We start from the raw sequence: 25,127 nt of genomic DNA on the forward strand, positions 1-25,127 counted from the left end.
GCAGCTTGCCTTAACGTGTAATGAGAAATGCCATATCCGATCTTTCGCTTGCAGGAGCCGTCAGCTTAAGCGCGCCATTCTCCGGTAGGACAACGGACGTTCCGGCCTCTTCTCCCGTCCACGCATCAAACCACGTCACCTTAGCCTCGCCTTCCCCGAATCCGTTAATCGTTGCCGTCTTTCCTCCGATTGTGCCATTCTCGCTGACAAGCCAACCATAGGACGTTTTTGCTCCAACCATCGTCCAGCCCTCGCTATCATGTATCTCTATGGATGGCGGTTCGGCAGCGCTAAGTCGCGGATTGCGCAGTTTCACTACGGCCGCTCCCGCTGCTTTATCCGTGCTAGACGCATAGACTTTAACGCCCCAGCCGCTAATTTGGTTAAGCTGCTCGCCCGTAATCAGCTTGCCTTCCCGCCAATAGCCGGCTGGTACATCCGTTAGCGGAACACGCAGTGTCGTCCATTCCCCGCTTTGCAACACGATGTCGCTGGCATCGTCACCCTCTGTCCAATTACCGTTAGGCATCAGCACCGGTCTAGCTTTAAGCGGCTCTGCACCTTCATAGTCGGCATATACGTCTATGAGCAGCTCGTCATAGCCTTGCCAGTCTGACTTACCGCCAACTTGCTGAAGGAAGCCTTGCGCAAAACTTCCCGTTGCGAACCGCATCGACGTCTGTATCGCACCGCCTGTCGCTTCCGGCTTAAACAGCGAACCTGTCGCATCCTTATTCGCTTCCGGCCAGTCTGGCATCAACCAATTCGCCGCATCGGATCCATCCTCAAGCATCACCTCATGCGCTAATTGCTGATTCACCTTAGGTGTATCCATCGTAACCGGCTGCCGCTGCTCGTTGAAGTCGATCGTCCGAACGAATGAAGCGAAGACGTTCATTTGCTTATACATCTCATCGTTATAGCTCTCAAGCGCCCACCAGATAGGACCGGATGCTGCGCCGTTCGCTAGCGAAGACCACATCGAGTTATGATGGACAACGGCGTCCGTTACATTGCCGGTCTCTCCGGTCATAACCGGCTTCTCGTATTGCTTCCATCTCAACCCGATATCTTCCGCGTACGCGCCAAAGTTTAGATCGTAATAGTTCTCGCGATCCGCAATATCGAGCGTCTTGTAGCCATGATCCMAGAAGTCCTCTCCTCCGCCGGCCATTGAGCCCATCGTTGGATGTCCGTAAGGATCGTTCCCCTTGAAATAGTTATGCACCTTCGTTACCCAAGCGTTCGCCTCGTCTTGGCGGCCGAACGCCCAACCGTCCGTTCCGTTAATCTCGGTAATCAAGTTCCATATGCCGATAGAGGAGCTATAACCCCACCGAGCGATTATATAGCGGTACAGCTTCTCCTGGTATTTCCACATTTCTTCGCTGCTATAGAAATTTTCCGCCGATCCGAGCGACGAATAAGCGCTGCGCTTCCAGGTCGCCGGCCAGTTCTCGATTTCATCAGCCAAGGAATCATGCGGCCAAATAACAAAATTCATATGAAGATCGCGCGCACCGAACCAATCGACCAGCTCATCTATGCGGAAGCCCTTCAGCATATCGTAGCTGCCGATTCCGGAAGCAGATGATTCCAGCTGCTCCTTGCCGCCGCCCATGCCCGCGTTGTCGTAGTTGCCATTCCAATACGTAACCAGATTGCCGCCGTTGTCTGCGATCTTCGTCAAGTTGCTCTCTGTTATTCCCCACGGATATGCGACACCAACCCCATAGAAGGAAGAACCATCGTCGTATTCGAAGAAACGTTTATTCGTATCGGACACGCGTATCCAGCCTTTATTCGCGCCTTGCTCCGCAACGAACTCCGCTTCCTCGCTAACCGAGGTTCCCGACTTATCCGTCACGGCCACCTTATACCGCCACTTTCCACTCTCATTAGGCGCGAACCGCAGCCGCCATGCTGCTCCGTTATAAAAGCCGTTGATCCGCCACTCCTTGCCGCTAGGCGCAAGGAAAACGGCCCGAACGTCAATCTCCTCCGGATCGTACGGATTAACGTATTCGGCTTTCATGTCAAGCGCAAGTTCAAGCTTGTCATAGGTTAACAGCGTGACCGGCTTCGGACTTTCTCCCTCTTCTACAGCTTCAGCCCCTGCTTTTGCTTCAATAGAAGTAATCACAGGCCCTGCATCACCGTCCGGGTCTTGCAAAACAAGGATTGGCGCTTGAACAGCATCAGAATTGCCATTATCGTTAATCTGCCATACAACGACTACCGCCAAAATGATGACGAAAAGTGACGCACCCGCCATGAACCACTGTTTTCTTTTTAACATATCGGCCCCCTACTAAGAACGCTCTCTATTTCAATTCCTGTCTAGATTTGAGTGGAATTCGTACAGTCAAACAGCATCTACAGACGAAACAAACTCACTATATTCATTGCTGAATTTCGAACAAAAGGCTGGAGAACCTTCTTGCCCGTCCCCAGCCTTTGTTCAAATCTTTTTATACGACTTTAACCTGACTTTCAGCCAAGTAATCAATCATCGAGCTTACTGTAATTGCGTTAGTAGCGGTTGGTTTGCTTACTGCTTCGCCTTCCTCGCGATTCACGAATAGAACGACCTTCGTTACGCCTGGGATCAGATCGAAGAAGTTATCGGTGAAGCGGCCCGCGCGCTCCGTCTTCAGCCATACTTGCTTCGCCAGCTTATCCGTCGAAAGCTCATACGCCGTTCCATCGCTGCCCGATACTTCCTTCACTGTAATCGTCGCCGCCTCTAGCCGAAGCTCCTTCGCGCTAGCGAAGTAGAATAGCTTGCTGATCGCAGAAGCTTCACTACCCCCGGCAGCAGCGAACTCCGCATGCAGCACAATGGAACCCGCTTCGCGTCCGCCAAGCCATTCGCTTTCGTTCAGCGAATAGATGACCGCAGCGCTATTGCCTTGCATAGCTACTGGGGCAGTCGCTTCTCTTACCAGCCTACCTGAGAAATCGTACAGTTTCAGCGTAAGATTTCCTTCGACATCTTCAAGCTTATCCGTAACCAAATGAACGCGCACATGTCCGTCTTCCGAACGGTCGAATGAAAGAATCGTATCTTCGAAGCTATGTTTCGCGTAATATTGCATCGCTTTCCACTTGCCGTAATAATCAATGCCCGCCCATGAAGCGACCGGCCAGCAATCATTCATCTGCCAATATAGCGTGCCCATGCAATATGGCATCCGGCGGCGATGCGCTTCGATAGCCATCTTCATCGCTTCCGCTTGCAGCACCTGGCTCATATACAGGAACGACGGGAAATCTTTCGGCTCGTTCATATAGATGTCCATATACTGCTTGATGAGACGATTGCCGTCGCCATTTTTCTGATGGGCGCGCATCACCTTCGAGTCCAGCGCCAGATCCTGCTCGGTCGCGAATGTCATGACCGTATCGTACTCAGGGAACGACTGGAAGCCGTATTCGCTCATGAAGCGGCCAATCTTCACATTGTAGTTCTCGAAAGGCTCAACCGCATGCCATACGCCCCAATAATGGACGTCCCCTTCCGTCGTGAGCGGATGCGCATGCTGGTTAATGTCGCCGGATACCGATACGATCGGCGAGGACGGCCAATAATCGATGCCTGGAGCATAGCTCTCCACTACTTCAGGCAAGATGCTATGGAAGATCGCTTCATAGTCCGCCCAGATCTTCTCGCGCTGTTCGGCCGTATAATTCTTCTTCCAGCCCCAGCCGCCGGTCTCGTCGTATTGCGCCCAAGCGGAATCAATCTCATTGTTGCCGCACCATAATGCGACGGACGGATGATTGCGCAGACGCTTCACGTTCTGTTCCGCTTCCGCTCTCACATTGGCAAGGAACGCCTCATCGCCCGGATACATGCTGCATGCGAACATGAAGTCCTGCCAAACGAGAATGCCGTATTCGTCGCACAGCTCATAGAAGACCGACTGCTCATAAATGCCGCCGCCCCAAATACGCAGCATGTTCATGTTCGACTCCGCAGCCGATGCGATCTCATGTCTGTATCGCTCAGCCGTCACTTCCGTAATGAAGCTGTCATTCGGAATATGGTTCGCGCCTTTCGCGAATACGGGCACGCCGTTCAGCTCGAAGTAGAAACTTGCGCCGACGGCATCCTTTTCCCTTACAAGCTTTACCTTGCGCAAGCCGGTACGAACCGATTTATCGGCAACGACCTTATCGCCCGCAAGCAGCTTAGCCGAGAAGCAGTACAGATGAGCTTCGCCCAGACCTCTGCTCCACCATAACTTCGGATCCTCGATGACAACCGGAACGGCGAGCGTTTGTTTACCCGCCTTCACGCTTACTTCGCTTTCCCAAGTCAAGCCATCTGCGGAAAGGTGAAGCGTCCCGCTCCAATCCTGTTCGGATTCCAGCTCGACATGAACGGTAAGCTTGGCTTCGGAAGCGGACACCTCGTTCTGCTCTACATACAGATCAGAGATGACGCTTTCGGACCAGCCTTCCAGCCGAGCCTCTCTCCATATCCCGCTCGTAACGAAGCGCGGGCCCCAGTCCCAGCCATAATGATAAGGCGCTTTGCGCGCAAAGATACTAACTTTATCGTCGCCTAACCCGCCAAGCTCGGACTGGTCGTTCGAAGCCGGCAAATTATAGCCGAGCGCCTCGATCTTAGGCAGATCCTCGCGTATCGGCGAGCGGAACACAATATGAAGGCTGTTGCCTTGCTCTTTCACATATTCCTTCACATCCGCGCGCCAAGAACGGAACATATTGTTTGCAGACAACACATGTGTACCATTCACATAAACCTCGGCATACGTATCAAGTCCGTCGAATACGAGCTCGATAGACGATAAAGCCAGTAAGCTGAGAGGCACGTCGAAGGTAGATTCGTATTCCCAGTCTATTTTGTCGATCCATTGCAAATCATGCTCATTCGTCGCATAGAACGGATCTTTGATGACACCATTTTTCAGTAAATCGGTATGAACGCAGCCTGGTACGACGGCCGGGAGCCACTTCTCCTCCTCGACGGACTTAAAATTCCAATTGTTTGTTAGCGTAAATGTTTCTCTCATCATATCCTCCTGTTGTGTGTATCCACTGTAACTTCTGTCGTCCTACCACACTTTTAGTTATAATTATATCTCTCTTTTTATCCTACTTTACCTAACAAGTTAGCGCAATGGATAGCTCTTCAGATCGGGAATCTCGTCTCTTGTTACCGAGAATGGATGATGATAGAACTTGAGCAACTGCTGAAGCTCCGTATAGTCGCCTGAATACTCCCTAACGCCATCCTTCTCCGTAAAGACAAAGTTGCCATACCACGTACAATTCCATGCCCACGGTGCTTGATCGCGAAGCATCAGATCCGGATCCGGAATCGGGCCGTTCTCGGACAAAGCGATAATTTTGCTCGCTTTCGTGTAGGACCGAGCTTGTTGGAACCGCTCGGACTGCGACTCATACGTCTGCGCAGGCGGATAAATATCTTCACCGATAATATCGACGTACTCGTCACCCGGATACCAATCGGCATGCTGCCCGTTCCATACCCAGATGAGATGATTCAGCTTGTGTACGTTCGTCATCCGCTCGTACATCAGCTTCCACAGCTTCAGGCAAGGCTCGGCGCCCTTCGCCCCCCACCAGAACCAACCGCCAGACGCTTCATGCAGCGGTCTCCAAAGTACGGGAACGCCTGCCTCCTGCAGCCGCTTCAACTGAATCGTAATCGCGTCGATATCCCTAATAAGCAGCAAATATTCGTCGGACGCCTCGTCGGCCATCGCTTTCTCGATGTCGAACGTTGTGGCGTTCGTATAGAAGCCTCTGTCCCAGTTGCGATCCGGCAACTCGTCGATAAGGTCCTTCGGCGCGTTCCAATGCCAGCAAAAAGTGACGATTCCGCCCTTATTCCACCAGTCGATCGCGATGTCGGTATCGCTGCATGTGGAACCTCGCTCCGTTCGCGAAGGCGAGTAGTTCATAAAGTCGAAACCGTATACCGCTGGATATTTGCCAGTCGTTTCGTAAATGATTTCTACCTCCGGAGAAGTAACGACGCCAATCTGCTGTCCCGTCAAAATCCGCTTTCCATACATGTCGCATAAGTAGGTCATGAGCCGCTTCGCATTATCTTCCGCATTCGGATTAATTAGCGTCGGCTCTACTTGAAATGTGGCTTGATCGTTCGTGTTTATCATTAGCGGCTTCTCCTATTCATGACTTTTTCATTTATCAACCGATAATACCGGAACGCTCAACGCTCTCTACGAAATAGCGCTGTACGATCAAGTACAAGATAATGAGCGGAATAATAGCAAGCAAAATTCCCGTATCGATAATGAGCGCGACATGGTTCGGGTCGGCCTTCACATTCGTTCCGCTTCCTACACCCGTCAATACTGGAATAAGCGCGTTCGCCTGAGCCGGCAGCGAAGCGATCTTGATCGGCATAAGCGAAGTCTCGCTCATGAACAGCGACGTATAGATCGTATCGTTGTATTGCCATACGAAGCAGAACAAGATGACGGTAATGATTGGCGGTATAGCGTTAGGCAGCATAATGCGCAAAAACGTCTTAACGCCGCCAGCGCCGTCGATAAGCGCCGCCTCTTCGATTTCCTTCGGCATCCCTTTGAAAAACTGGCGGAAAATGTAGATGAACAACCCGGCCTTCAGCCCCATTGCCGTAGCCGACGTAATTATCGACGGCCAATACGTGTTCAACAGATTAACGCCTTCCTTGCCGGTGAATAAGGAGATCAGTCCAAGCACATCGAAGCTTCTAAAGTGCAGGTACATCGGGACGAGCAGCGTGCTGGTCGGCACAAGAATCGTTAAAATAACGAGCGCGAACAAAATATTGCTGCCCGGGAAGTTGAACCGGGCGAATCCGTAGCCGGCGAGCGCGCAAGACGCGGCTGTCAGCAGCGTCGTAATGACGACGAACAGCATCGTGTTGCTAAGCAGCGGGAAGTAATCCAATATTTCCATCGCCAGCTTCAGGTTGTCGAGCGTAAAGTGGACAGGGACCATATAGATCGTCGGATTGTAAATATCGACTTTGTCCTTGAATGCGGTCGAGAACTTCATCAGCAACGGATAAATGATAATGAACGAGATGCCGATGACGAGCAGATAACGGAAGATCGAGAAAAGAATATCAACCGTTTTGTTTCTCGCCTTTTGGAGCTTGTATTTGTTCGCTTCACTGCGGACCGCCTCAGAAGCTTGAGCTTCCATCTTGTTTCCTCCTTCGCTATGGCTGGCGCTTAGTTGTAATGGATTCTCTTAGCCAGCACCCATCCGATAATGACGAGTATCAAGCTGACGATAAGCGTATAAATCCATGACATGGCTGAGCTAAGCCCGAAATTTTGCGTTTTGAATGCGGTCGTGAAGATGATGTCGGTTACCGCGCTTCCCGCGAACGAATCGATAACCGTATAGATGATGTTCGTCAAGATGAGCGGGCTAACCATCGGAAACGTAATTTTCCAGAACGATTCGTAAGCCGTTGCGCCTTCCATCTTAGCTACTTCATACATCGAGCCGGGCACGGATTGCAGTGCCGCCAGGAAAATCAGAATTTGAACGCCGGAGCTCGTAATAATCTCGTAAATGCGCATAATGGCGCTGACGATATAGTCGACGAATGAGATCGGAAGGCCGATATCGCTTAAGATCATAACCATCGACATGATGTTGTATTGCGATGTCGAGCCGCCCATTTCATTCACGACGCTGGCATCGCCGACAAGGTTGATAAGACCTGCCGACTCGGCCGAAGCAATCGCGTTCGATGCCAGAATGACCGGAAGGAAGAAGATCGCCCGCGCGAGCGTTCTTCCCCGGAACTTCTGGTTCAGCAGCGTTGCGGAGAATAAGCTGAAAAACAAGATCATAGGCACGTTAAGCAGCATCTCCGATACCGACTGGGTCAATATCCGGTTGAACGTCGCATCGACGAACAAAGCGTTATTGAAGTTGCTCCAGCCGGCTCCCTCCAGCTCGAAGCCGTTAATTCCGACAGTCAGCTTGCTGAAGCTGAATTGCAGCGATTGGAAGAGCGGCGCCGCGAACAGCAGAATGAAACCGATCAACCAAGGCAAGATGAAGGCGATTCCGAGCAATGAGCGTTTGTGGGCTAATGTAAGCTTCGTTCCATTCATGGCTGTTCACCGCCTATCGAATAATGTTGTGGTTCAACCGTAACGCCGCCAACGTTCACCGCTTGATCCGTATAATTGACGATGATCGAGCTGCCATTGCTGTACTTCACTTCGACAACACCTTCTTGATGGCGGATATGCTCCACCATCTTCTCGTTTCGGAGAGGCGCAAGCGCGGCATTCGTTTCTTTGTACATAGCTAACGCTTCATCATACCAATCCTTGTAATAAGTAGAGAAGCTTGTGTCAAAATGCGTGAACTTCAGCTTCGAGGACGGTTCATACGTCCATGAGAAGTAAGGAGCCGCGCCTAGCTCGATCGCCTTCAGCAATTGCTGCTTCGTATCTTGCTCATCGCTAAGATTGATCGCTTTGCCTGCATAATCGATGAATCCGTGCACGACCATTTCGTAGAACGGCACCTCTGCATCCGTAATTAGGAAGCCGCTGGAAGCAGTTGGTACATCAATCAAATGATCAGCATACGGGAGTGCGTACGAATTGCCGCCGGCGAGCATCGTCTCGCCGATGCTCTCGTCCAGCTTGCCGAGCTGCTCCTTGACGATTTCCTTCGCTGTCTCGCGCTGTACGACCCGGCTAACCCGATAATCAGACGTCAGCATCCCGCCAAGATCACGCAAGGATAGACCCTCCATGCCAAGCTTATCGTATTGATTGATGAACTTATCGACATAATACGGCAGCTTTGCCGGCGACAACAAATAATAAGTGCCTAGTGTCATATCCATTCGGTTTAAAGCCCGGTTGTAAGGATACAGCTCCGCTTCCTCGCGAGTGACGAACCTCGACGCATCGGATGAAGGAGAGAAGGCGCTGTCGTCATGGTACATTTGTTGGAATGCCACATCCGGGAAAAGCATGCCTCCCGCTTCCTCGAGCTGCTTCGCCAGAGCGCTCAGCTCTTTCTTGCTGCCAAGCACGCCGTCCGTCTTAAGCTTAACCGGCGTCTTATGGTTGACGCCTTTGCCGAACCAACCGGCATAACGCATCATCAGCCGGTCAACGCCGTCCTGCTTCAGCTCCGATGCAATCTGCGATGCCTCCTTGAAGCTAGTCATCGAGATGACGGCGTCATAAGGCACGCCAAGCATCGATTTTCTTTTGTCAACGGAACCCGTGATCGTCAGATAGAACGGCAATTGCTTGTCGCCGCTAAGCGGCTGAAGCGATTGTTCCTTCACAAGCTTCTCTCTATATAGCTCGGCCATACCGGAATAGCTTGCTTGCTCGCTTGGGAGAAAGCTGTATCGAATCTGAATATCGCCGGTATAGATTTGCTCGCCGAGCAATTGAATTTCTTGAATGTTAGCTCCCGTATACAGCTCCAGCTCATCTTCTCCGCGAAGAGCAAATGTCGTATAAGCGTAGTTGTATGAATTTTTGCGACCGCTAATATCGGCCGCGATGCTTGCGATCGCGTCGCCTTTCTCAATAACCGCGAACCAAGCCGCTTCGCCCGCCTTCATACCGAATACCGGCAATCTAGCGCTCTCCGTCACTTGTCCGCGCCGCCAGCTGTTGTCATTCGGGTCGAAGCCGTACACCTTCTGTACGTACTGCTCTTCCTTCACTTTGCCGTTGTTCAGATTAATAAGACTGCCTGAACCGTCAGGCACGAAGATGTAGCCGTCCGTGCCCATGTCTGCCGCTCCGAAGAAGTTAAGCAGTTCGATCGTGCCGATCTTAAAGGGACCGCTTTCCTTGATCTGGCTGACAGGTACGGATACGAGCAGCTCGCCGCCGTCCAGACGATATTCCAGCGGGATCGTGAAGGTCGGCTTGTCGCTTGCGCCGCCGCCCGAGACGCCGTTCTCCGCGTTGTCGAAGGCAAGATCCTCTTCGGTATAACCCGCCGCCTGGAAAGCCGCGATCATCTTGTTAAGGACGAGCTGCTTCGATACTTGCTCGTCGAGACGTTCCAATATATCGTCGCTGCCTTCCTTCGGATAATATCGCGTCGAGACGTATCTCGCTTGCGATGCATCGAGCTTCGAGATCAGCTTTTCTTCCATTCGCGCCTTGCTAATATACTTCGGCAGTGCATCGACGCCAAGCGACATATCACCAAGCGTATAAGTAATGCGCACGCCGCTGGCGATGCTTTCCACTGTAAACTGCTTCGAGCTGATGCTCTTCGCGAAGTTCGTGAACGTATTCAGCGTCCCTACCGAATCGCGATAGCTGACGGACACCTGCGACGACATAACTTCCTTCTCGTATGGCGATGCGATCGTATCTTCAGCGCGCTTCTCCGGATTGCTGTACCATATCCGGTTCTCGCGTTTATCCTTAACGGCGACTTCCGTCGTCTCCGGATTGAAATACAGCGACACCTCTTCATTATCCGCTACGAGCTTCATCCCCGGTACGCCTTGCGACGAATCCGGCAGAGCCTTCAATTCGCTTCCGGCCGCAAGCTCCGCAGTCGTCTCCGTGTAAGAGGCTGTGTCCACAGCCTTCACGCCGCGGTCAATAACGAGTATAAGCACGGCGGCAATGACGATAATTGCTGCGACACAAGAAAGCGCCGCAACGAGAATCTTTCTGTTTTTCACTTGATGCGGCCTCCTTTACGTACGGAAAATAAGTTCCCGATAAATGTTGACGATGAATTCATAGATTTGCTGCATCATACTCATGACAAGCGTGCCAAGAAACACGATAATGCCCATAACGATCACCGTAAGGATCATCGTTACAATCGTCTTCATCGCTGAATATTGGTGTACGGTCATCGTGCCGACGAACAGCAAGCCGATGAACCATATCGTCGAGATTGAATTAAACAAATAGTAGAATGCCGTTTCTTCCTGCACCATGAAGCGGCTGGCAACCGTAAACGGTACATAGATGAGCACGAGCGGCAGAAGCGCATAACCCGTGGCCATAACAATTTCCTTGAACTTTCCTTCGCCGTCCATAAGCGTCGTAATCGCCCAGTTCGATACGCACCATAAGAAAAACGGGAATACGATTGTTATAAGCTGCGTCAAGCTGTTCAGATACCGCGGATCGTTATAGTTGACGAGGAATCCCGCGAACTGATTTTGCAGAATAACCGACAGGACGACCAAAGCCAGAATGAACAAAGCGACGCGCACCTTGCCTTTGCCGTCATATTTCATATCCCAGAAACCGTCGAACGGATGTACGATCAAATGCAGCGGAAATTTAATGAAATCTTGCTTCATAGCGCTTTGCCCTCCCCTGTCGATTGATTCAACTTCAGCTTAACCTTACGATAGCGGCTGATGACGCGGTAAAGCTTGAACGCTAGCCATACTGCCGCAAGCGCGACGATGACCGACAATAACGTTCCGAAATGTTCCTTCATATATTCTCGGCGATAACGCTTGTAGGCGACCGAATAACTATCACGATCCATGCCGAGCTTGAAATATTTGATTGCTTCTTTGTTCCGCTTCTCCATGAGCAGCGACTTGCCGATGCCGATATAAGCAATATCGTAGTTGGAATTCAGACGCAGCACCTCTTCCCACACCGGTACAGCCAGCTTGTCATCGCCGTTATGGTGAAGCGCGACCGCCTCATTAATCTTCAATCCGAACTTCGTCGGTTTAAAGACGATGATATTGCTTTTGCCCCTGTCGAGTACAAGCCGATCGTCGCCGATGCTCTCGATCGCTACCGGCGTCTTGAACGTGCCTGCCTGGTTGCTCTTGCCGCCGTAGACATAGAGCAGATCGCCTTCGTCGTTGTACGTGAATATTCGACCCTGATTGGAGTCGAGTACGCTGTACATGCCGCCCTCTTGCACCTTCACGTCGATCAGCTTCGAAGGTCCAACCGACAGACGGTACCGAATGTCGCCCTTTACATCGAAGTAGCCGTAACGTTTCAGCACGTCCTCGCCCGAAGGATTAAGCCGCTTTACAGGCTCCTGGGATCCAGGGTCGATATTAGTGGCATATACGAACCCTTTGGCATCGATGTCAATATTGGAAAATTCGGTCGGGATGAATAACATCATCTGCGCCTTCTGAGCTTTCGTGGAGAACAGTCTCCAGAAAAACTCCGTGTAATCGCGCTGCACTTTATTCGTGCCTACGAAGCCGATGAACTCGCCGTCCGGATCGAATTGCATAATCCCCTCGAACATCCCTTGAGCGATGACGAATATACGCTTCGCTTTGTCAACCGTTACCTTGATCGGCGCGAACTTGAAGTCGCTCGCCAATATATCGGACTTCGGCTGCTCGAGTAAGCGAATAAAGCTGCCGTCCGTATCTAGGACGACGACCCGCCCATTGTCCGTATCGGCAATGTACATCATGCCGTCACCGTCGACGTACATGCCGGACGGATTCTTGAAGCCGTCCTCCTTGCCGTCTTTCACGAAGCTCGTTATGATGTCTTGCACGCGCCACTCCTCGTCGATGCGTACAATTCGGTTGTTGCCGCTGTCGACCACATAGATGAGACCTTTATCGTCTACGACCATATCGGCCGGCTCGATGAAGTCGCCTACGCCGAGATCCTTGCCGGAGACGACGCGACCCGGCACGTAAGACGCAGGTGCGGGAACGGATTCTTCCCAGTAATTGTAGTTGTAGCTCTCATAAGGCGTAGATGAAGCGTACGCCGGCGCCGGCGCTGCATTAATGAACAGTAGGGAAGCCGCCGCGACTACGAGAAACCATTTTTTCGCTGTCAAGTGCTGTCCCTCCTTAATCCTTCATTCCTGAAGTAGCCATAGTCTCGATAATGCGGCTCTGCGAGAATACGAACAGCGTAATCGGCACGCTCATCAGAATGAGCGCCACTGCCGCCGCCGCGCCGGCACGGGCGATACCGCCCTGCACGATCTGATTCGCCGCGAAGTGCAGCGATTTAAGCTGCTCGCTGTAGATGAAGCCGTTGCCGTCGCTGCCCCACAAAATCTGGAACAGCAAAATAATGAGCGTTAACCAAGCGGGCTTCACGTTCGGCATAACGATGGTCCAGAAGATGCGATATTCGCTCGCGCCGTCGATCTTGGCCGCTTCCAGCAGCACATCCGGAATTTGCTCCATGAATTGCTTCATTAGATATAAGCCAAGCGAATACGCGAACGCCGGTATAATTACCGCCCAGTACGTATCGATAAGACCGATCCACGACATAATCATATAAGTCGGAATGGCCGTTACGGCCGGCGTGAACATCAGCGACAGGACGACAATCGTGAACATGAAGCCTTTGCCCGGGAACCGATGCTTGGCAAGCGGGTAAGCCGCTGCCGACGCCAGCAGCACATGGCCGATAATGCCCATGCCCGTAATAAATACGGTGTTAAAAATATATCTAGAGAAAGGTACCCAGGAATTGCCGAGCAGGTTGATTAAGTCCACGAAGTTGTTCATCGTCGGATTGCGGACGAACAACGTCGGCGGGAACATAAAGATTTCATCCAGCGGCTTGAATGCGTTGTTGATCGCATAGATAAGCGGCAGAATCATGAATGCGCCGAATAAGGTCAACAGTGCAAATAGCGAGAAGCTGCCCCAGAACGAGCGGTTGACCCGCTTCTTGCGAAGTCGAAACGAGAACGTCATCAGCTCATTCACCTACCTTACGAAGAAGTTTTTGTACAAGGATGTTCGTTCCGACCATAATCATGAACAGCACCGTCGCGATGGAAGAAGCGTAGCCCATCTCGAACCTTGTCGTCCCGTAATCGATCAGATGCGTAACGATCGTCTCTGCCGCATAGTTGACGCTCGGGAATCCCGCGAGCGCGATGGATACGTCGGCAACGGCGAACGCCGAGGTCAACTGAATAACCGCGCCGAACATGAGCTGAGGACGCATCGAAGGCAGCGTTATATACCATAGCTCCTGCCAACGGTTCTTAATTCCGTCAACCGCACCGGCCTCGTACAGCGTGCCGTCAACCGTCTGCAAGCCGGCGATGAAGGCCAGGAAGCCTGTACCTAGACTGAGCCACAGCTGTACAAGAATAATGATCGGCAATACGTAAGCTTCGGTCTTCAGCCATTGCAGCGGCTCGAGTATAATGCCAAGCTTGATAAGCAAGCCGTTCGCGATTCCGTAACGGTCGCCGGAGAAGATCATCAGCCAAATGAAGAACACGTTGCCGGAGATCGACGGCGCGTAGAATACGAGCGTCATTACGGCTCTCAGCTTCGGCGACAGCTCATTGATAATCCAGGCAAACACGAAGCAGGCGATATAACTGATCGGTCCGGTAATAACGGCGAACAGAATCGTATTTTTGATCGCGATCAAGAAGACGTCATCTTCTAGAAACAGCCGCGTATAGTTCTGCCAGCCGATAAATTTCGGAAATTCCAACATATTAAAGTACGTAAAGCTCAGTACAATCGATATTAACACCGGCAATACCGTAAATACGGTGAACAACAGCATGTACGGAGCCAGCAAAATGTACGAATGCTTAGCCGCTTTCGCTTCCCGCAACTTCAGGCTCAACCAGTTTTGCACGCTTAACCCCCCCATTATTGCGGTAATCCGAACTCTTTTCGTTTCGTTCGAATCTCATCTTGCATGTATTGGACGTAATCCATAATCGACTCGCGCGCTTCAACGGCGCCAACGACCGACTTGTAGAATGCGTTGAACAAATGACGGCCTGTGAAGTAACCGCCAGGCACCTCCGGCACGCCTTTCACGGCATCGAACTGCTCTTTCAAGTTCTCATAGTCGGCAACCGGCCATGGCAGGCTGTCGAGCGCCTTAATATTAGCAGTCGGATAGCGCGCCGCCGCGCCCATAAGACCTTCCATCTCGCGGCCGAAAGTCGTCTGTGTCGCTTCGTCCGTCCACCATTTCATGAATTCCCACGCCGCTTCCTTGTCTTCCGCCGCATTCATCATTACGACGCCGCTGCCTCCGCTTGGCACGGTACGATCGAGCGTGCCGTCCTCTTTAACCGTTCCCGGAACAGGAGCGAAGCCCCACATGCCGCGGATTTCCGGAGCAAATACGGAGAGCTGGTTATACGTCGTATAGTCGGCAATGCCGATCGGCATCTGACCGGTACGGAACCGGTTGGCAAAGTCGTATTCTCGTTCCAGCTTATAGTCGGTATAGAACTCGGTCCATTGCTTGAATGTCTCGATGCCGACTCGCGAATCCAGATCCGACTCTTTGCCATCGTTGCGATAGAACTGGCCGCCATTCTGATAGAGCAGTGTCGCGTACATCGAGTTCGGCGGGATGTTCTGTCCTTGAACGGCTGCTTGGGCAACGACCGGCAAGCCGAATTGCATATGGTTTTTGCTAAGTACAGCTAGAAGATTGGATACGTCATCCCATGTCTCCGGAACTTCAAGCTCCAGCTCCTCAAGCACGTCCTTGCGGTAGAAGAGCATGTTGAACGTCTGTGTCTCCGGCAGCGCATACACACCGCTTTGGTAGCTGTACGGTACGAGTGCGCTTGAGCGGAACCGTTCCTTCACTTCATTAAAGTCGGCGAATTGCGACAGGTCGACCGACGCATTCCTCATCGCGTAGTTGACCGGAATATCGTTCTCGATCTGCATCGCTACGTCAGGACCTTGACCGGCCAATGTCGCCGGGAGCAGCGTACCCATATTGACGAGCTTCAGATTCACGTTAATGCCGGTTGCCGAAGTGAACGTCTCGTCGATCATCGCTTTGATCGTATTCGCTTGGTCGCGGCCGCTTCCGATCCATACCGTTACGGAACGTTGATCCGCCTTGTCCGTTACGTTGCCGATCTGATTGTAATCGGTGAAGAAGGAATACATGAAGGTCGATGCTTCATGCTTCATCTTCGAGAAGAAGCTCATGCCCTTCTTCGGAAACTTTTTGTCCGGCGAAGCAATATAGATCGCATCGAATTCGAGCGGCTGTTGTCTAGCCTGCTGCACCCAAGTGCCGAGACCGCCTGTATTCGTCTTATAAGCGGACAGTCGCTTCGATACGCTCTCAGGCTTGTCGATCATCTCGTCGAGCTGCAGCGCCATCGTTTTAAGCAACGCCTCCTGATCGCTCGATTGACCGGACAGCGTTACTAATTGCTTCGATATACGCTTCAGTCGGTCGCTTTCAGCACTGAACACTTCTAACAGATCAGGAATTTTCTTATCGAGCTGATAATCGCGGAATTCATCCGGCTTCGTGCCCGTGATCATCAATATTTTGCGATACATGTCGTTCAGGCTATAAAGACTTTCTTCCACCTCGCGGATAAGCGGGGCGAATTCGCCCAAGCTGACTTCCATCCGAATCGTATGCTTGCCCTTCTCCAGGCTGTACAGGTAAGGCTCGTCGCCGCCCATAACATCCATTCGATAGCCGCCTTTATAACGGAAGGCTACTTTCTCCATCTCTTTGAAAGGCACCTCGCCGTCAATGGTCAACCTGCGTGTGGAGTAAATACCTCTGACGAAGTTTTGCTGCGACTTAAAGGCAATCTTATACAGGCCCGTCTCCGGCACCTCGACTTCCCATTCCATCCATTGACCGGGTAGACGCCAGTTGAAGCCGCCGATTGTGTTGATTTTTATTTTTGAAGCACTGTATGGATACACCGCAGCACTTGAACGTTCGCTCAAAGGATACAAGGTAGGCGAAGATTTGGCAGTCGACGCTTCCCCTTCAATTGTTATCAGCTTGCCAGTAGTCGGTTTAACACCTTCTGTGTCATACTGCTTAACCCTATCTTCATAAGATAAAGGCGTCCGCTGCTGCAAAATTTTCAACTGCTTTACGACCATCGGCTCGCGAGTCGAATCCAGGGCAATCGTATGCGTTCCTTGCGATAAGTAAAATAAAAAGGGCTCGTTCTCATAGCCGTCGGAATCTTGGAACAGCTTCTCGCTCCATCTTGGCTTCTCGATCTGCTTCGGACGCAGCTCATTGCCTTGATTATCCCTTACTACTTCTTCCTTCAGATTGCTCCAGATGCGGTCGAACTGCAGGAATGCCGCTTCGCGGAATGGGCGCTCGCCGTCGATCGTTAGCGATCTTTCAATCGCCGAGCTCTTCCCTTCTACCGGATAATAGAGCAGCGACAGGTTGTACAGCCCTGCTTCGGCAACTTGGAACGTCCACTCTACGCTGCCTGATTCACCGGTCAGCAGCGAGGTTCCATCCATCCCCTCATATTGCTCCAGCTTCTGGAAGCCTTCCCCTTCGATGCGGCTATGATCAGCCGCTTCCAACACAATCTCTTGCTCTGGCCTAGCCTCTCCTTCGAATTCKGACAAATATTGCGCATATCTTTGTTCGTTGTAAGCCGACTGTTTGGCTGCGCTGCTGCCTTGCTGTTCATCTGATGATGCGGCGTCTGGGCTTGCATCCGCGTGCAAGGTTGTTCCGATCGGCAGCACGATGATTAATGCCATTACAGCGAGCACTATCTTTCCAGCTAAATGAGTAAGCCGCATATTGCTTATCACCAGAGGTCCTCCTTAGGCTTTATTCATGAAGTTGGGGGAGGTCGCACCCGACATCCCCCAACCGTTATGCCCTATTAATTGCTTCTATTATTGACCGAGCTTCCCGATGGAGGCTTCCGCGAGAGGCTTAACCTTCTCGGCAGTCGCCGTAACCGATTGATTGCCCACGATAATGTCCTCTACGAACAAGCCAGTAGGGAATTCAGGGAACGAATCGTCAAGCAGTACTCTGCCAGTTCCGTTAATATGATCGCGCGTGATCAAGATGTCATCCTCATGCGTATAGATGCCTTCAAGCCATTCTTGGCTTGGGAAATCTTCCGTTTGCGGGATGTCGAACGTTTCTTCCCAAGCTTGGTATACCAATTGCGCATCTTTGACGCCTTTTGGAATAAATTTGCCTGATGCAGCATTGTCGGCAAAGGTAATGGATGGATCGCCTTGCGGTCCTGTTGGCATTGGAACAACGCCAAGGTCAAACGTAAAGCCGCCAAGGTTCCAAGCAGCCGTGATGAACATAGCAACGTCGCCGTCTTTGAACGTGTTGTATTCATCCCATGCCGTTTTGTTGCTGCCCTTGATTCGAACAACTTTGTCTACGTTATACATGCGGTTAACGAACTCAGCCGCTTCGATCGTTTTTGGATCCGTGAACCCTTGCGTCTTAGCGCTTTCGTCAACGACGAATCCGCCGTTCGCGTAAGTGAAGTTGCGGAACACGTCCAGCGCCCAACCGGAGAACCCGTAAGTGTCGATTTTACCGTCATTGTCATTGTCTTTTGTCGCTTGCTTCGCAACTTCCAGGAATTTATCCCAGTTCCATTGACCACTTTCATACAGCTCTTTCGGATCAGGAAGGCCAAGCTTTTGGAACAGGTCGCGGTTGTAGTGCAAGCCTACGCCGCCCGTGTTCGGATTGTCGAAGCCGTACTCTTCGCCAGCGATCGGCGCTGTTTTCCAGAGCAGGTTCGCTTCATTGTTAATATTGTTAGCTGCCGTCGTGAACTCGCTTACTTTAAGCAGCTGACCTTTCAGAATGGCAGGCAGTGCAGATTTGTACTCCATTTGGACGATGTCGGCGAACGGTTCGCCGCCCAGCACGGATGCTGTGAATTTAGGCATATATTCTTCAAAAGGTACGTTTACGAATTCGAATTTGACATTGTATTTTTTCTCAACTTCCGCGATTTTGTCGAGACGAGCTTTCTCCGAAGCCGTGTTGCCCGCTGGCTTCAAGTCCCACCAAGCCGCTGCCTTAATGACGCGTCCGCCCATATCAATCGGTTCAGCTGTCGGAGCTTCCGTAGCTTCCACCGCCGGAGCGTTCGTCGCATCGTTTGCCGGAGGCGTTGTCGCCTCGTTGTTGCCGTTATTTCCTCCGCCGCAAGCCGTTAATAGAAGCATTAGACCCAACACCAAAATTGTAAACCCTTTCATCTTTCTCATAGCAGAACCTCCCAATTTTATTGTTCATCAGTTGGTACTCACCAGCGTTCGAACAAGCGAAATCCCTAGAAATAAAGCGCTTGCAAGGCTGATCTAAAAAATAAAAACGCGAATATGGTTATTTGTTGTTAGGGCATCAACCTTTCTTTTGTTATGTAAAACGTTTTATATCACATAACAAACTCTAGCATCGTTTTCCAAATCGGTCAATTGTTTTTTATGTTATTCTATTGGTTCTACATGAAAAAGCGCCTAATATACTTATTCTTATAGCATTTACCCCCTTGTGCGTTATGCCAAATGATGCTATCTTTAATAACATAACAAAAATAACAAAACAAAAGTTATTATGTTTGTTTTTTGTTAATGATGCTAACATTTTTTATTTACTAGCTCCATTAACCAAACATAGGAACAAAGTCACACGATGTATGAAAAGAATGGTTTTACTCGCTCGTCCAATCAGTTAATATTAAGGTTAATATGCCAAAAGCTACCCACTAAACTAACCAAAGTAGGATGATATCGTGAAAGGTAAAGTAACTATTCAAGCTATAGCTGACTATACAGGGTTATCCAAATTCGCCGTTTCCCGCGGATTATCCGGCAAATCCGGAGTCAGTCCCCAGACTCGCGAAAGTATATTGAAAGCTGCCGCGCATCTCGGTTATTTCAAGGAATCTCCGAATGCGCCTGTATCGAACGAACTAACCGATCTAAATACGCGTGAATGGTCGGGTACCGTACTCGTGCTGTTCCCGAACGTTCGCTATCAGAATACGGAATCGCTTTATTGGGGTCCTATTATAAACGGAATCTCTACTCATCTTGATCAGAAGGGGATTAATATCCTTACGCTGACTGAGCCAAAGGACGATTCCGTGTTTTCGCTGCTCAATCCAGAAGCGATCATGGGTATCCTTACGGTTGGCTGTATTTCGACGTCGATCCTGCTTGAGATCAAGCGCCTTGGTATACCTGTCATGATGGTTKACCATAATGATCCCGCTTTCAAGAGCGATGCCATCTTTACGGATAATCTGTCCAACATGCGGATAATTACGACAGCGGCGATACGCAAAGGCTATCGGAACTTTCAGTTCGTCGGCAACATCAAGGATGCTCCTAGCTTCTACGAACGGTATCTGGGCTTTCGCGCAGCACTTGAGGATCATGACATAGAGCTCAAGCAAATTCCATCGCTTATTGGTCCAGAGAATGAACATGAAAAATTCCATGAAACGTTCCCGATCGCAATAAGGCAACATGGACTGCCGGAAGCATTCATTTGTATAAACGACATTGTTGTAGACCATATCTTGTACCAGTTCAAACAGATGAATATCACGGTTCCCGACAGCTTAATCCTTACCGGCTATGACAACACGCATCCCAATCATCCGATTTGGGCGACCGTTAATATCGATATGGAACAGTTGGGCAAGCGAGCAGTTGATCAATTGCTATGGCGAATCCTGAATCCGGAGGCCGTCTATGAGAAAATATTGATTCAAGCCGACGTCATTATCAGAGATGAAGTTCTTGCGAGGTGATGCGATATCATTGAATTTCTTTCTCGAAATGTGAAGCATACCGATCTTCAATTGAATCAGTACGGTATCGAACAATGCTTGCCTGGACACTATTTCGGACCGGCAACACGCGATCATTATCTGCTGCATTACGTGCTTGAGGGTGAGGGAATATTCGAATCGGGAGGACATACATATCGGTTGCGAAGAGGACAAGGATTTCTGATCTGTCCGGATGAGATCAGCTATTATGAAGCGGATACATCCAATCCATGGCATTACTGTTGGCTCGGCTTTCACGGGGCTCAGGCGGAATCGTTTCTCATTCAGGCCAATTTGACATCGGCCTCGCCTATTTTCACCTACGACAAGGACGACTTGCTCTATCGCTATATGGAGCAGATCATCCAGTCTAAAAACCTGAATCGCTCGCGCGATCTGAGATTGACCGGACTGCTATATATGCTGCTCTCACTGCTCGTTGAAACGGGGACGGCTGAACAGGCAACCGATAAGAGGGAGAACCGCAAGAAGCAATACGTTAAGCAAGTGATCGACTTCATCGAGCACAATTACGCCAGCAAAATAAGCGTATCCCGCATTGCCTCGATGATCGGGCTTGATCGCAGTTATTTATGCTCGATATTCAAGGCGAACGTTCACTTCAGCATACAGGATTATTTGATCCTGTATCGCATTAATAAGGCTTGCGAGCTCATCGAGCATAGCGAGCTATCGATCGGCGACATATCCAGGTCCGTCGGATATGATGATCCGCTATTATTTTCGAAAATTTTCAAAAAAACGAAAGGCTTATCTCCGCGGCAATTCCGCAGCAGCCTAGTCAAGGATTTGGCTCCTTTTGTGGAGAAATAAGGGGTTGCCCTTCTCGATAAAGGGCTGATTTTTCGGAGAAATCGGCTGAAACTGTCTGAATTATAGGTTCATAAACGACTCAACGTCTTGGTCAGCCTTCGATTGATTGCAAGAATTGCAAGCGCATACACAGTTGACAGGTGTCGTGTKGCCGCCCTTCGCGCGCGGAAGCTTATGGTCGATCGTATCGCCATATTCACCGCAGAAATAACAGGTATGATGGTCTCTAGCAAGTATATATTGACGGAAAGACTTGTTGCTATAGAGCCGGCGAATCGTATGGCGGTTGACAACAACAGCCATCCCTTCCTTCACAAGCAAACTCGCCAGCGCCAGCTCGATCTCCTGATGCCATCTCCGGCCTTTATCCGTCAACCCTCGCATCCATATGAACCCTTTGCGCGTTGGTCTAAGAACAATCTCGCCTTTGGCAGAAACTTCAGGTGTTACTGGTGCTGGCGCTGGCGCTGGTGCTGTTGTTACAGGCAATGCTTGCTCTAACGTTGTCCGAGCTTTGCCCGTCGAGGCGCGGGCAGCCGTCTCTGAAGGTTCGGCAGCAGATGCCCGAAGCTTGCGGCAATCTTTGCATGCGCCGCGTCTAGATCCGGGACCGGAGCGCCTGCCCGTCCTTCGCAGAAACTCCGCAAGCGGCTTGCTCTGCCCGCAGTGCGAGCATTTTTTTTGCGTGCTTGGACGAACCGTCTCCTGCACCTGTTCAAGCTCATCCATATTTATAACTCCAGACAGCGCGCCTAAGCATCCCACGCTTTATATTTTGTCTTCCTCTTGGTCATCCCACTTCTTGGAGTACGCCTTGTTAGTTACCCAGAACGTCATCCAGCATAATAAAACAACGATAATAGCTGCGGCTATCCACACGCCAACCGGTACACCCATTCTAACTCCTCCTTCGCAAGTAATCCAAGCTCCTATAGATTATACTATACCATGCACTTATATTAGGCGATAATGCTGAGTTTTTTGTGACGTTATTTGGAGTTGTCGGTTATCGTATAACTATCGTAAAAAGCTTATTAACTGTTAACCAATTAGATACGATCTAGATCTCAATTTATATGATTTTTCAGATAAGATCTGATAAAACCGATGTAACTAGTCAAAACTTATACGTTTTATCATACAAAAGTGGCTAATTCATCCACGAAGTTTAATCCATCCATCCCCCTGACATGAAAAAAGGGCCTCCAAGTTCCACTTTGTAGAGGAATTTAGAGGCCCTTCGAGAATTAATTAGGACGTCCCATGTCGCGCGAATACATTTGGAACAACCAATTCATATATGAACGCATCTTTTAATTGTTAAACCTCAAGCGGTAGCTGCTGCCAGCCGCTGCTTCCCAGCTCCCAACGCCGTTTTCCGATATACGATAAGCAACTGATGATTCGCCCTCTTCCTCTACGCCTGTTAGTCCAGCAGCCCGGACAATGCAGCTTCCTCCTGCTTGCGAGCGAATCGTTGCATCCGTTAACCGGCCGTCTGCCCAACGAAGGTCGACCGAATAACCGCCTCTGGCACGAATACCTGCTAACTCTCCATTGTTGGCCCATGCCTTTGGCAGCGCAGGAAGCAGATGAATCTCGCCTTCATGGCTTTGCACAAGCATTTCGGCGATGCCTGCCGAACCGCCGAAGTTGCCGTCGATTTGGAACGGAGGATGATTGTCGAACAAATTCGGCAGCGTCGAATGGCTGAGAAGCGCATGCACATTGTCATAAGCTTTTTCGCCTTCCTCAAGTCTAGCCCAGAAGTTGATGATCCATGCTCTGCTCCAGCCGGTATGACCGCCTCCGCTCGCCAATCGGCGCTCCAGCGTTACCTTGGCCGCTTCCGCCCATTCCGGCGTTCCGCGTACGGTGAATCGCTTGCCAGGATGAAGGGCGAACAAATGCGAAATATGCCGATGTCCCGGCTCGGCCTCCTCGTAATCTTCCAGCCATTCCTGGATTTGTCCATGCTTGCCGATCTTAGGCTGCGGCAAGCGCTCCACGATTCCGTGCCATTGCGCCCTCTCCGTCTCGTCTACCGCAAGCGTTCGCGACGCTTCGATACAGGCACCAAACAGCTCATATAAAATTTGGCTGTCCATCGACGAGCCAACGCATAGAACACCTGATTGTCCACTCGGCAAAATATACGTATTCTCAGGCGATACCGACGGCGACGCAACGAGCAAGCCGTTGTTTGTCTCAATCAAAAATTCAACGAAGAACTGAGCTGCTTCCTTCAGCGTCGGATAGGCCTTCCCCAAGAAGCTTCTGTCTAAGCTGTATTCATAATGCTCCCATAGATGCAAGCAAAGCCAAGCGGCGCCCATCTGCCAATAGGTCGCCGGCAAATAAAGATCCTGAGGCGCCGTATCGCCCCATATATCGGTATTGTGATGAGCAACGAAGCCGCCGCAATTATACATCACGCGAGCCGTATGACGGCCCGGTTCGCGCATCCGCTCGATCAGGTCGAACAACGGCTCATGGCATTCTGCCAAATTGCCCGATTCCGCTGGCCAATAGTTCATTTGCGCATTGATGTTAATCGTATATTTGCTGTCCCAAGGCGGAAGCATCTTATCGTTCCATATCCCCTGCAGATTCGCCGGCAAAGAGCCGGGACGGCTGCTGGCACATAACAAATAACGTCCAAAATGATAATACAGCGCCATAAGACCGCTATCCTCTTCGCCCTGCTGTACCCGCTTGAGCCGCTCATCCGTTGTTAATTGGGCGAATAGCTCTTCTCCGCCAAGCTTCAGTGTCACACGCTCGGTAAGACGGCTTATATCCTGCACATGTCTTGATCGAAGCTCCTCATAGGAGTATGTCCCTGCCATGTCAGCCGAATGCAGCACATACCATTCTGGATCTTCATGCCGAAACTCGGTTGCAGCGGTTAGCAATAACGTAACGCTGTTAGCCTTGTCGACGATAAGATGCTCGCCTATAATCTTAACGCTGCCGCCTTCGGCGACAGCCTTCAGCGCCATTCGGAACTCCATGCCTCCAGCCCCGCCGCAGTTGCCCCGCATAAGCAGCGTATTCCCTGCATCATTGGCATTCACGAGCTCATCATAAAAACGGTTGCCGGGACCGCGAAGCAGCCTCGCGGTGAAGCTAATGCTTCCCGGCTGGTCAGCTGTTATACGCGTAACGATCGACTCGTCCGGAAAACTTGCGAAGCTTTCTCTTAAATACTTGATGCTTCCCATCTGATACGATACGGCGGCAATGCCGCTGAAGACATCCAGCTCGCGCGTATACTCCGATACTTCGTTATTCTCGTACCGGAATTGCAAAGCAAGATCGCCTAGCGGCAAGTAGTGGCGCTGCGATTCGGGGACGCCGGACAGCGCCATCACGCTGAGCTCCTCTGCTTCGCGAAGCTTGCCTTCACTAAGCAGACTGCGAATCTTAGGAAGGTTAGGCAGCGCACTTGGATTGTTCCGATCCCGCGGGCCTCCGTACCATACGCTGTCCTCATTAAGCGCGATTCGTTCGCGCTTTGGATCGCCGAACACCATGCCTCCTAACTTTCCGTTGCCGATCGGCAGCGCTTCTTCCCATGCGCCAGCTGGCTGCTTGTACCAGATACGTTTTTCAAGCTGATTCGTCATTTAATAACCTCCGTTTGGAATGGTTCTATGAATTACGCTAAGATTGCTTTAATATAGAATTTGTACGAC

General features: G+C 50.8%; 17 protein-coding genes. 2 read left to right on the plus strand and 15 right to left on the minus strand.

Going from position 1 to position 25,127, the window contains the following annotated elements:
- Window positions 1-10: 10 nt before the first annotated feature.
- The 12 genes from AC1DF0_RS16100 to AC1DF0_RS16155 form a co-directional block, all read right to left on the minus strand.
- Complete coding sequence (locus AC1DF0_RS16100; RefSeq protein WP_477574604.1) at window positions 11-2,299, minus strand: DUF5060 domain-containing protein; 2,289 nt, start codon at window positions 2,297-2,299, stop codon at window positions 11-13.
- Window positions 2,300-2,471: 172 nt separating this feature from the next.
- Window positions 2,472-5,042, minus strand: a complete 2,571-nt coding sequence (locus tag AC1DF0_RS16105) for a beta-mannosidase (protein ID WP_477574765.1) — start codon at window positions 5,040-5,042, stop codon at window positions 2,472-2,474.
- A 99-nt stretch (window positions 5,043-5,141) separates the two neighbouring features.
- Entirely contained in the window at window positions 5,142-6,173 is a 1,032-nt protein-coding gene (locus AC1DF0_RS16110) for a glycosyl hydrolase (RefSeq protein ID WP_442049251.1), read from the minus strand.
- Window positions 6,174-6,207: 34 nt separating this feature from the next.
- Window positions 6,208-7,215 (minus strand): carbohydrate ABC transporter permease, encoded by a 1,008-nt coding sequence (locus AC1DF0_RS16115; protein ID WP_477574605.1) that lies wholly within the window; start codon window positions 7,213-7,215, stop codon window positions 6,208-6,210.
- Between the two features lie 29 nt (window positions 7,216-7,244).
- Window positions 7,245-8,144: an ABC transporter permease subunit gene (locus tag AC1DF0_RS16120; protein ID WP_475821302.1), complete on the minus strand. Its 900-nt coding sequence runs from the start codon at window positions 8,142-8,144 to the stop codon at window positions 7,245-7,247.
- Window positions 8,141-10,720 carry a DUF5696 domain-containing protein gene (locus AC1DF0_RS16125; RefSeq protein ID WP_477574606.1) on the minus strand — a complete coding sequence of 860 codons (2,580 nt, stop codon included), beginning with the start codon at window positions 10,718-10,720 and terminating at the stop codon, window positions 8,141-8,143. Before AC1DF0_RS16125 ends, AC1DF0_RS16120 begins: the two co-directional genes overlap by 4 nt.
- Before the next feature lie 15 nt (window positions 10,721-10,735).
- The gene (locus AC1DF0_RS16130) at window positions 10,736-11,356 is read right to left on the minus strand and encodes a Yip1 family protein (RefSeq protein ID WP_442049255.1); all 621 of its coding nucleotides are present in this window, start codon (window positions 11,354-11,356) and stop codon (window positions 10,736-10,738) included.
- On the minus strand, window positions 11,353-12,840 hold the full coding sequence (locus tag AC1DF0_RS16135; protein WP_442049256.1) for an NHL repeat-containing protein: 1,488 nt from the start codon (window positions 12,838-12,840) through the stop codon (window positions 11,353-11,355). The genes AC1DF0_RS16130 and AC1DF0_RS16135 overlap by 4 nt, the downstream gene beginning before the upstream one ends.
- A gap of 13 nt (window positions 12,841-12,853) precedes the next feature.
- The gene (locus tag AC1DF0_RS16140; protein WP_337099383.1) at window positions 12,854-13,720 is read right to left on the minus strand and encodes a carbohydrate ABC transporter permease; all 867 of its coding nucleotides are present in this window, start codon (window positions 13,718-13,720) and stop codon (window positions 12,854-12,856) included.
- Between the two features lie 4 nt (window positions 13,721-13,724).
- On the minus strand, window positions 13,725-14,630 hold the full coding sequence (locus tag AC1DF0_RS16145; protein ID WP_442049257.1) for a carbohydrate ABC transporter permease: 906 nt from the start codon (window positions 14,628-14,630) through the stop codon (window positions 13,725-13,727).
- Window positions 14,631-14,644: 14 nt separating this feature from the next.
- Window positions 14,645-17,521 carry an extracellular solute-binding protein gene (locus AC1DF0_RS16150; protein ID WP_477574766.1) on the minus strand — a complete coding sequence of 959 codons (2,877 nt, stop codon included), beginning with the start codon at window positions 17,519-17,521 and terminating at the stop codon, window positions 14,645-14,647.
- Between the two features lie 141 nt (window positions 17,522-17,662).
- The gene (locus AC1DF0_RS16155; RefSeq protein WP_477574607.1) at window positions 17,663-19,021 is read right to left on the minus strand and encodes an ABC transporter substrate-binding protein; all 1,359 of its coding nucleotides are present in this window, start codon (window positions 19,019-19,021) and stop codon (window positions 17,663-17,665) included.
- Window positions 19,022-19,548: 527 nt separating this feature from the next.
- Here AC1DF0_RS16155 and AC1DF0_RS16160 point away from each other — a divergent pair.
- Together AC1DF0_RS16160 and AC1DF0_RS16165 are read left to right on the plus strand one after the other, a co-directional pair.
- Entirely contained in the window at window positions 19,549-20,574 is a 1,026-nt protein-coding gene (locus AC1DF0_RS16160) for a substrate-binding domain-containing protein (RefSeq protein WP_477574608.1), read from the plus strand.
- 30 nt (window positions 20,575-20,604) lie between these two features.
- The gene (locus tag AC1DF0_RS16165) at window positions 20,605-21,429 is read left to right on the plus strand and encodes an AraC family transcriptional regulator (protein WP_477574609.1); all 825 of its coding nucleotides are present in this window, start codon (window positions 20,605-20,607) and stop codon (window positions 21,427-21,429) included.
- Window positions 21,430-21,489: 60 nt separating this feature from the next.
- Here AC1DF0_RS16165 and AC1DF0_RS16170 read toward each other — a convergent pair whose 3' ends face one another.
- From AC1DF0_RS16170 to AC1DF0_RS16180, 3 genes are all read right to left on the minus strand, one after another.
- Complete coding sequence (locus AC1DF0_RS16170) at window positions 21,490-22,158, minus strand: HNH endonuclease (protein ID WP_477574610.1); 669 nt, start codon at window positions 22,156-22,158, stop codon at window positions 21,490-21,492.
- Window positions 22,159-22,197: 39 nt separating this feature from the next.
- Window positions 22,198-22,326, minus strand: coding sequence for a hypothetical protein (locus AC1DF0_RS16175; protein WP_442049262.1), 129 nt, complete (start codon window positions 22,324-22,326; stop codon window positions 22,198-22,200).
- Between the two features lie 416 nt (window positions 22,327-22,742).
- Window positions 22,743-25,058, minus strand: a complete 2,316-nt coding sequence (locus AC1DF0_RS16180; protein WP_477574611.1) for a glycoside hydrolase family 95 protein — start codon at window positions 25,056-25,058, stop codon at window positions 22,743-22,745.
- Window positions 25,059-25,127 lie beyond the last annotated feature (69 nt).

Source organism: Paenibacillus sp. 05T425, assembly GCF_056396205.1.